Genomic DNA, 8084 nt, shown 5'->3' with positions numbered 1-8084 from the left:
TCGGAGTGTGCCACGGTCGCCTCGGCTCTTTACTTCACCATGCCTTCGAGGATCGCCCGAAAGCGCGGTTGCAGATGCGCGAGCAGGGTGGCGGCGACCGTCTCGTCGGTCAGGTCGATGTGCACGTCCTTGCCCTTGAGTGCGAGCCGGATGCCCTTGCCTTCGGTGCCGGCGGCGACCCCGAAGGTCACGCCCTCGGCCAGGATGTTGCCCGCCAAGGAGAGCACAAAGTGCGACAAGGATCCTTCGCGCAGCTCCAGAGGGTTGCGGCGAAGCTCGTCCGGACTCACCAGCGCCTTGGGCAGCTGGATCTCGACGTCCTGTCCGGCGTCGACCCCGGCCTCGGCGCGTGCCTTGGCGGCCACCTCCAGGATCAAGCGCTCGAGGAATGCCTCCTGCTCGATCTTGGCGGCGATCAGCCGTTTGACCTCGTCGCTGAAGCGATCGGCGAGATCGGCCTTGAGCCGCAGCACGGTGTCGCGCATGGCGATCCGCAGCGCCTCTTCGCCGCCTTTCTTGAGCGCATCGACCTCTTGCTGGGCCGCCTCGCGAATGGCCTTGGCCCGGTTCTCGGCCTCGCGCACGATGCGGGCGGCCTCGCGCCGCGCCTCCGCCTCGATCCGCTGCGCCTCGGCCTGACCGACCTGCACGCCCTCCTCGCGCAGTCGCTCGATCAGGGCCTCGACCCCGGAGGATGCCAGGCCCTTAAGTACGCCCTTGTCTTCTGTGGTCATGGTCTCGCGCCCCTCGCTGCTCGTGCGGCTCATCCGGGGATCCCGCCGGCCAATACCAGCGCGAACACAAAAGCGAACACCGCAAAGCCCTCGACGATAGCGGCCGGCGCCAACGACAGACCGAAGATCTCGGGCTTGGTCTTGCTGGCATGAATCGCCGAGGCGCAGGCCTGACCCTGACGCATGGCCGAGAAGAGCAACGCGAGACCCGAGAGCAGACCGATACCGAAGAGCGCCGGTGCGGTCACGGGTGTGACGTCGCGCTGCAGGCTGAACATGATGACGATGCCGTAGATGACCTGCGAGGAAGGCATCACCGAGACGCCGATATAGCGTCCGTACCCGGAATCGGTGTCGACCATCGCCCCGATCGCCGCCTGTCCGGCCACGGAGCAGCCGATAACGCTGCCGATCGCACCCAGGGCCATGGGAGCGAAGAGTCCGGCCCAGCCCAGCGCAACCACAAATTCATTCATTCGCGCAACTCCGTCCGTTTAAAGGGTTTGAAGGGGTAGCCTTCGCCGGCCAGGGCCCAGTTATAGAATTCGATGAAGTTGAGCCGCAGCCCATGGACCACGCCGCTCATGAGCGCGAGCAGCAGATTCAGCGCATGTCCGGCGAGGAGGATCAGGATGGCGAGCAGAAGCCCCAGGCCCGGCAGCTCGGTCGCGACGTCCCTGGCCAGTCCGTTGAAGGTCATCGCCATCGAGGCGGAGGCCAGGCCGAGTGCGAAGAGCCGCAGATAGGACAGCACGTCCCCGAAGACCTGTGTTACCCGCACCAGGTTGCTCAGGCCGTCCAGGCCGCGCAAGGCGAACGCCTTGACGCCGTCCACGCGCCGATCGCTGCCCAGGAACAGGACCACCGCGAACCCGAGGCCCATCAGAATCTGCGCCGAAAGGGCTACCCACTCGGGTGCCCCGACATCACCCGCGACCCAGAGCGTAAAGCCGCCGACCATCACCGCGATCCAGCCGATCGCCACACGTCCCGCGGCTCGGCCGCGTTGAGCGCCCGCCATCTCGAGATTGGCGAGGATCAGGTGGACCACGCCGATCCCGACCGACAGCCGCATCATGACCTCGAAATTGTTGATATCGAGGAGATGCAGATGTCCAGGGAGGCTGTCCGGCTTGGGCGCGAAACCGAAATAGCTGCCGACCAGGACACCCCAAACCAGGGATGTCCCGACCAGGGCCGCGGCCAGGATGCGCAGGCGCCCGCCGACCTCGCTGCTGCCCATCTTGCGCCAGAAGGCCAGCAGCAGGACACCCAAGAGTGCGGCATAACCGGCATCCGAGAGGATCATCGCGAAGAAGGCCGCGAAGGAGAAGAACAGCACGCGCGAGGGATCCCAGGCGTCGTAGGCCGGCATCTGGTAGAAGGCCACCAGGTCCTGGCCGGCGGCGATGGGGCCGGGGTTGTCGAGCAGGGTCGGCGGTGCGTCGTGCGGTCCGGGCTCTTCCATCAGGAGTGCCAGGCCCTGTTGCTCGGCAAACGCCTGGACCGGCGCAACCGCGACCTCGGGCGCCCAGCCTTGCACCAGAAAGAGCGACTCCTCGTCGCGCGTCTGTGCCTGTGCGTGACGAAGCTGGGCCTCGTCCTCGGCTTGGGCGAGATGTGTCGAGATGAGATAGATCCAGCGCGTCAGGGCAACGTGCTCGGCCCGGATCTCTTCGAGCTCCAGCTCGGCCGCCTCGAGACGACGGCGGACCTCGGAGAGACTCAGGGCCCCGGCCAGGGTGCGCGGCACCGGCAAGGCATCCCGCGGCGGCTCGTCCGGGTGGATCACCACGACCCAGGATTGACGGTTGTCGCGATGCACCACCTGCCAAGGGAGCTCGAGCGCTGCGAGCTGCGCCATCTGGCGCTGCGGCACGATGTAGAACCAAAACTTGCGCCCGGCCAGATCCGGCTCGGGCGGCAGGGTGAAATCGCCCCAGGGCTCGAGCTCCGCAATGCGCTCGACCAGGGCATCGCGACGGTCGCTCGTGTCGCGCAGGCGTTGCTGATTCTCCAGCACGGCGGCGATGGTTCCGGGCAGATCGAAGCCCTCCGGGTCACGGACCTGTCGACGCTTCTCGCGCGAGTCCTGTAGATACCGCAGGGCCTGCAGCGCCTCGACGGCATGGCCGGCCGGCTCCTTCTCGGGCTCCCTCGGCGCCGGACGCAACGGGATCAGATGCAGACAACCGAGCGTTTGGAGCCGTTCGAGGACGGCGTCCTTGTCCGTTGCGAGACCGGCCAAGGTCAGGCGCGTCAGACGTTGGATACTCATGCCGAGGCCTCTCTGAGTCGTTTGCCCTTCGCGATCTTCGAGCGCACGATCGCCGCGCGCTCGCTGTCGGAGAGGTGGACGCGAATCCGCTTGATGTTCTCGCGTGTGCGCGGGATCAACACCTTGTCGAAGAGATTCACCCGCTGAGTCACCTTGCGTACCGCTTCATCGAGCAAGACGAGACGCCGATCGTGCAGCGCCAGCTGGGCTTGGAGCGTCAGCATCTCGGCGAGGGCATCGACCAAGACGTCCACCCAGTGGGGTTTGCTCAAGAGGCCATAGTCGCGCTTGACGAGGTCGAGCCCTTCGAGCACGGGCAGGCGCGTGCCGAGGAGATTTTCCTCGCCGAGGCGTGCGCCGCGTACCTGCACCAGGTCGGACAGGTCGATCTCGCGATTGGCGAGCATGGGAAGGTTCTCCGTCACATGCTTGCGCAGCGCAACGATCTTGCGACGGGTTTCCCCTTGGGCCAGGACCTCTTTGGCGCGCTCGGTCATGATCTGTTTGCGCTTCAGATCGAGCGAGGGCAGATAGCGCTCGTAGGTCTGCAGCGCGCGGTTCTGCTTGGCCAGCGAGGACTTGCTGAGACTGACGCGTGACATTGGATGGACTGCTCCGCGTCAAGCCGCCGCTAGAACCGGCGCGTCCTCATCGAGCGTCGGGAGGTACTTGTCGATCAGGCCCTCCTTCATCAGCAGCTCGTCGCGATTGAAACATTCGGCCAGCGTTTGCCAGCAGAGATCCAAACCCTTCTCCAGCGGGATGCTCACGTCGATGTCCATGAAGCGCTCCCGGAAAAGGTTCCCGAACCTGATCAAGCGGATGTCGAATTCGGACAGATCGAAGGCCATGGCCTGCTTTTGCTCGGCATCGCGGGCGCCCGAGTAGAAGCGGATCATGGTGTTCATGATCTGGCTGTGGTCCTCGCGCGTGACCTTGCCGATCACGTGCTGCTTCAGGCGCGAAAGCGAGCCAAAGGGATCGAGCATGCCGTCGTGGAGATAAAACTGGCCTTCCGTGATGTAGCCGGTATTGTCCGGCACCGGGTGCGTCACGTCGCCACCCGGCATGGTGGTCACGGTCAGGATGGTCAGTGAGCCGCCGTCCTTGAAGTCGGCGGCCTTCTCGTAACGTCGCGCAAGCTGGGAATACAGATCGCCCATGTAGCCGCGATTGGACGGCACGGCCTCCATGGCAATGCCGACCTCCTTCATGGCGTCGGCATAGGCGGTCATGTCGCTCATCAGGACGAGGACCCGCTTGCCTTCCTCGACCGCGAACCGCTCCGCGACCGCAAGGGCCATATCGGGAACCAGCAGGCGTTCAACCACGGGGTCGGATGCGAGGTTGACGAACATGACGGTGCGTGAAAAGACGCCCGCGTCCTCGAAGCGACGCAGAAAGAAGTGATAGTCGTCGAAGATAAGACCGAGTCCGCCGAAGACGACGATGTCCGCATCCGCCTGGATCCCGATACGCGCCAGCAGCGCGTTGTAGGGCTCGCCGGCCACCGAGAAGATCGGGATCTTCTGGCTCTCCACCAGAGAGTTGAAGATGTCGATCATGGGGACGTCGGTCCGCACCATCTTGGAGGCGAGCGAGCGTCGTGCCGGGTTTGCCGAGGGGCCGTCGATCTCGATCTTGGGGTCTTGAGCGAGGCCGGGGCCGGTGTCGAAGGGGGTGCCGTCGCCGCGAAAGACACGACCCAGGACGTTCGGCGAGTAAGTCACGCGCATCGGATGACCGAGGAAGCGGACCGACGCCTGCGTGGAGAGCCCCTTGGTCCCCGAAAAGACCTGAAGCGAGACCAGTTCGCCTTCGAGCCTGATGACGCGCGCCATCGATTTGAAACCGCTCGGGTCCTCGACCAGGCCCAGGTCGCCGAACGCGACCCGTTGGCCCTGCTCGGACACCGGTGGCGGAACCAGGACCTTGAGGAGGTCGCCGACGATCTCGACGACCTTGGAGTAGCGCACGAGCGAATGGGACATCGGACGTCTTTCCCCGCGTGTTTAAACCGCGCCCAGCGCAGTATGTGATGTTTTTGGAGGGGATCGGCCTCGGCAGACTCGACGATTGTCGGAGCCGGCGCGGTTTAAAATTTTTAGAAAAATAATGTAAACCGCGTCTCCACAAGGGTCGGAAAAATCTCCAAGCCCGATACAACATGAAAGTGACGCATGTCGCTCCGGACGCGGTTTAGGTGCCTATTTCAGGTCATGGAAGTTGCGCGACCGTGAATCCTCTGATCCCGAGTCTATGCGGCGCTCATTCAAGGATCAAATTAAACTCGATGTACGCATCCTTACTTCGGCCTGGTCTTCGTGTGGTGTCCGGGGTCGTGCAAGGGGCTGCGTCATGAATGCCGAGGCGTCTCGCCGCAGCGTGCCGCCCGATCGCGAGTGCCCCGAAGGAAGGCCGCGAACGGCTAGGCGCAGCAGCCCATCAAGACTCCCGCAGCGCCGTCGTCACCGGAAGCCTGGCGGCACGCAGCGCCGGGAAGATGCCCCCGATGAACCCGATGCCGAGCGCCCACTGAAGGCCGCGAATCAGGAGCTCCGGGGTCACCTGGAACTGGAAGACGACCTGGCTGAAGTTCGATCCGAGGGTCGAGACCGTGAAGCCGTGAAACAAGGCCCAGGCGATCCCCGCCCCGAGGATCCCTCCGGCACAGGCCAGGGCCATGGTCTCGAGCATGACGGCCACGACGACCGGCAGTCCGGTGAAGCCCAGCGCGCGCAAGGTGGCGATCTCGCGCGCGCGGCTGGCGACCGCCGCATACATGGTGTTGAGTGCGCCGAAGACCGCCCCGAGCGCCATCATGACGGCGACCCCGATGCCGACCGCCCGGATCACCCTGGTAAGGCGCTCCGACTGTTTGCCGTAATACTCGCGCGTGGTCTGCACCTCGACCCTCAGGCGCGGATCGGCGCTCAAGGCGGTGCGCAGACGCTCGATTGCCGCCGGCTCGGTCAACCGTACGGCGACGGACTGAAAGCCGTTGCGCCGATAGGCCGCCGCGATGGATTCAGCGTCTCCCCAGACCTCGGACTCGTGCGTATCGCCCGAGGCGAAGACGCCGACGATGCGCCAGTCCTGGTTGTTGAGGACGATGCTGTCGCCGATCGCGACTCCGCTGAACTGTTGCAACGCGCCCTGACCGACGATCAGCTCGCGCAGCCCGGGCCGGAAACGGCGTCCCTCGACGACATGCACCTGCGGACGGATCTGCCAGGCGGCAGGACCGACCCCGCGGACCTCGAGATTCGCATCCGTCCCCGTCGTTCGCTTCGGGACACTGGCGACGACGACGACCTCGGCCGATGCGACGGGGCGGTCGTTCGCGTCGCGCTTGATGCCTGGGGCCTGGATGATCAGCGTCGTGGACGGGCGATCCAGCGCCGAAGAAAGCTCGGCATTGGCCGCGGCGCGCAGCACCAGCGCGGTGTCGTCGCTGCCCGCGCCACTGAGTGTCGCCTCGAAGCCCGCAGCCATCGCCTGCAGGGCGACCAGCACCCCGACCACGCCGGCGATACCGACCACCACAACCGAGGTCGCCCCGATACGCTCGGGTACGGTGCTCAACCCGACCCGCGCGACGGCGAGCGCCTGCCGCCCGGTTCGCGTCAATACCAGCCATCCGACGAAGACCAACGCGAGCGCGATCACGAGCGTCGGGGTCAGGATCCAGATCCCGAAGAAGGCCGCGATGGCGACCCCCGCGGCGATCTTGGGCAACGCCGATCGCAGGTGAGCCAGAGCAGCGCTCGACGCTGTCGGTCGGTCGCTCATCGACCCGCCAACGCATCGACGATCCCCAGGCGCATCGCCTTGAGCCCCGGCGGCAGTCCGACCAGGATGCCGATGCCCAGCATCAGGCCAAGCCCCAGCACCCAGCTCTCCGGACGCATCGCCACGTCGAGCTGTCCGGAGCTGGCCTCTCCGATGATCGGAAGGGCCAACGTGGCGAGCACGAGCCCGATCAGACCGCCGAGCAGAAGCAGCACGAGCGCCTCGGCCATGACGAGAAGCAGGACCGCGCGGTTGGTGAACCCGAGTGTCTTGAGCACCGCCAGCTCGGGTATCCGCTCGCGGATGGATTGCGCCATGGTATTGCCGGTGAGCAGCACCAGGGTGAAGAAGACCGCCGCCATGATCGCCGTGACGATCAGTCCGATGTCGCCGATCTGTTTGGCGAAGGAGAGCTGGAACTCGCGCTCGCTCTGGGTGCGGGTCTCGAAGGCGGAATTGGCGAACTGGCGGTCGATCGCCTGCGCGACCTGGTCAGCCTTCGATGCGTCCTCGACCCGCACGATGTACCAACCAACCGTGCCTTGTCCGATGTCGCGCCCTTCGTCGAATGCGGTGTGGTGAAACAACAGCTGCTTCTCGGAGCCGCGAAGCTCCGGCTGGGCGGCCTTGAAGATGCCGACGAGGTCGAAGGTCCAGACTTCCCCGCCGTCGCGATGCGGATAGATGGTCGGGCGCAACGGGATCTTGTCGCCGACCTTCCAACCGTGCAGATCAGCAAGCGCCTCGCCGACGATCGCCCCGGTACGCGTCTTGATGAAGGCTTGGCGCTGCGCTTGGGGCAGGACGAGCTCCGGATACATGTCGAGATAGCTCTCGGGCTCGACCGGGAAGTTCGGGAAAAAGTTCTTCGGGTCCTGATAGATGCCGCCGAACCAGCTCGCATAGGTGACCGCCTCCACGCCGGGCGTCGACTGGATCCGGGCCAGATCCGCGTAGGGCAGAGGCTGGATCAGCGAGAGACGCGAGGAGGTAATGAGTCGATCGATCCCAATGACGCTCTGCGGCGCGTTGAATGCCACCCGTACGGCATCCAGCATGCCGAAGAGCGCAAAGGCCGCCGCTACGGAAAGCAGCGTCAGCAGTGTGCGCGTCTTCTTGCGCATGAGTGCGGCGAAGAGGAGGGGGAGGTATTTCATGTTGGGGGAAGCCCCCGGCCGGCGGTCTCCTGCCTCCTGCCGGCCGGGCAGTCGAGGAACGGATGCCGATCGCCGACGGTTTGTGGAGTCAACGGAACCATGCCTGAGGTCTCGGAATCATCA

7 protein-coding genes are annotated in these 8084 nt (G+C 65.2%); all 7 read right to left on the bottom strand.

What is annotated here, in order from left to right; genetic code table 11:
• Positions 1 to 29: 29 nt before the first annotated feature.
• The 7 genes from VLR48_RS14810 to VLR48_RS14780 all read right to left on the bottom strand — a co-directional run bounded on the left by VLR48_RS14810 (position 30) and on the right by VLR48_RS14780 (position 7961).
• Positions 30 to 767, bottom strand: coding sequence for a hypothetical protein (locus tag VLR48_RS14810; RefSeq protein WP_325292533.1), 738 nt, complete (start codon positions 765 to 767; stop codon positions 30 to 32).
• Positions 764 to 1210, bottom strand: a complete 447-nt coding sequence (locus VLR48_RS14805; protein WP_296806502.1) for an ATP synthase subunit C — start codon at positions 1208 to 1210, stop codon at positions 764 to 766. Before VLR48_RS14805 ends, VLR48_RS14810 begins: the two co-directional genes overlap by 4 nt.
• Entirely contained in the window at positions 1207 to 3012 is a 1806-nt protein-coding gene (locus VLR48_RS14800) for a V-type ATP synthase subunit I (RefSeq protein WP_325292532.1), read from the bottom strand. Before VLR48_RS14800 ends, VLR48_RS14805 begins: the two co-directional genes overlap by 4 nt.
• On the bottom strand, positions 3009 to 3614 hold the full coding sequence (locus tag VLR48_RS14795; RefSeq protein WP_325292531.1) for a V-type ATP synthase subunit D: 606 nt from the start codon (positions 3612 to 3614) through the stop codon (positions 3009 to 3011). The genes VLR48_RS14800 and VLR48_RS14795 overlap by 4 nt, the downstream gene beginning before the upstream one ends.
• A gap of 18 nt (positions 3615 to 3632) precedes the next feature.
• Complete coding sequence (locus VLR48_RS14790) at positions 3633 to 5003, bottom strand: V-type ATP synthase subunit B (RefSeq protein WP_325292530.1); 1371 nt, start codon at positions 5001 to 5003, stop codon at positions 3633 to 3635.
• Positions 5004 to 5457: 454 nt separating this feature from the next.
• Complete coding sequence (locus tag VLR48_RS14785; protein ID WP_325292529.1) at positions 5458 to 6750, bottom strand: ABC transporter permease; 1293 nt, start codon at positions 6748 to 6750, stop codon at positions 5458 to 5460.
• A gap of 50 nt (positions 6751 to 6800) precedes the next feature.
• On the bottom strand, positions 6801 to 7961 hold the full coding sequence (locus VLR48_RS14780) for an ABC transporter permease (protein WP_325292528.1): 1161 nt from the start codon (positions 7959 to 7961) through the stop codon (positions 6801 to 6803).
• Positions 7962 to 8084 lie beyond the last annotated feature (123 nt).

Source organism: Thiocapsa sp. (assembly GCF_035467215.1).
Taxonomy (GTDB): Bacteria; Pseudomonadota; Gammaproteobacteria; order Chromatiales; family Chromatiaceae; genus Thiocapsa.
Note: the sequence above shows the minus strand (reverse complement) of the source record. Positions and strands in the feature narration are given on the sequence as shown.

Bases quoted from the DNA above. Each gene is read 5' to 3' on its own strand.
- VLR48_RS14810 (WP_325292533.1), bottom strand. From the start codon at position 767: ATGAGCCGCACGAGCAGCGAGGGGCGCGAGACCATGACCACAGAAGAC.
- VLR48_RS14805 (WP_296806502.1), bottom strand. From the start codon at position 1,210: ATGAATGAATTTGTGGTTGCGCTGGGCTGGGCCGGACTCTTCGCTCCC.
- VLR48_RS14800 (WP_325292532.1), bottom strand. From the start codon at position 3,012: ATGAGTATCCAACGTCTGACGCGCCTGACCTTGGCCGGTCTCGCAACG.
- VLR48_RS14795 (WP_325292531.1), bottom strand. From the start codon at position 3,614: ATGTCACGCGTCAGTCTCAGCAAGTCCTCGCTGGCCAAGCAGAACCGC.
- VLR48_RS14790 (WP_325292530.1), bottom strand. From the start codon at position 5,003: ATGTCCCATTCGCTCGTGCGCTACTCCAAGGTCGTCGAGATCGTCGGC.
- VLR48_RS14780 (WP_325292528.1), bottom strand. From the start codon at position 7,961: ATGAAATACCTCCCCCTCCTCTTCGCCGCACTCATGCGCAAGAAGACG.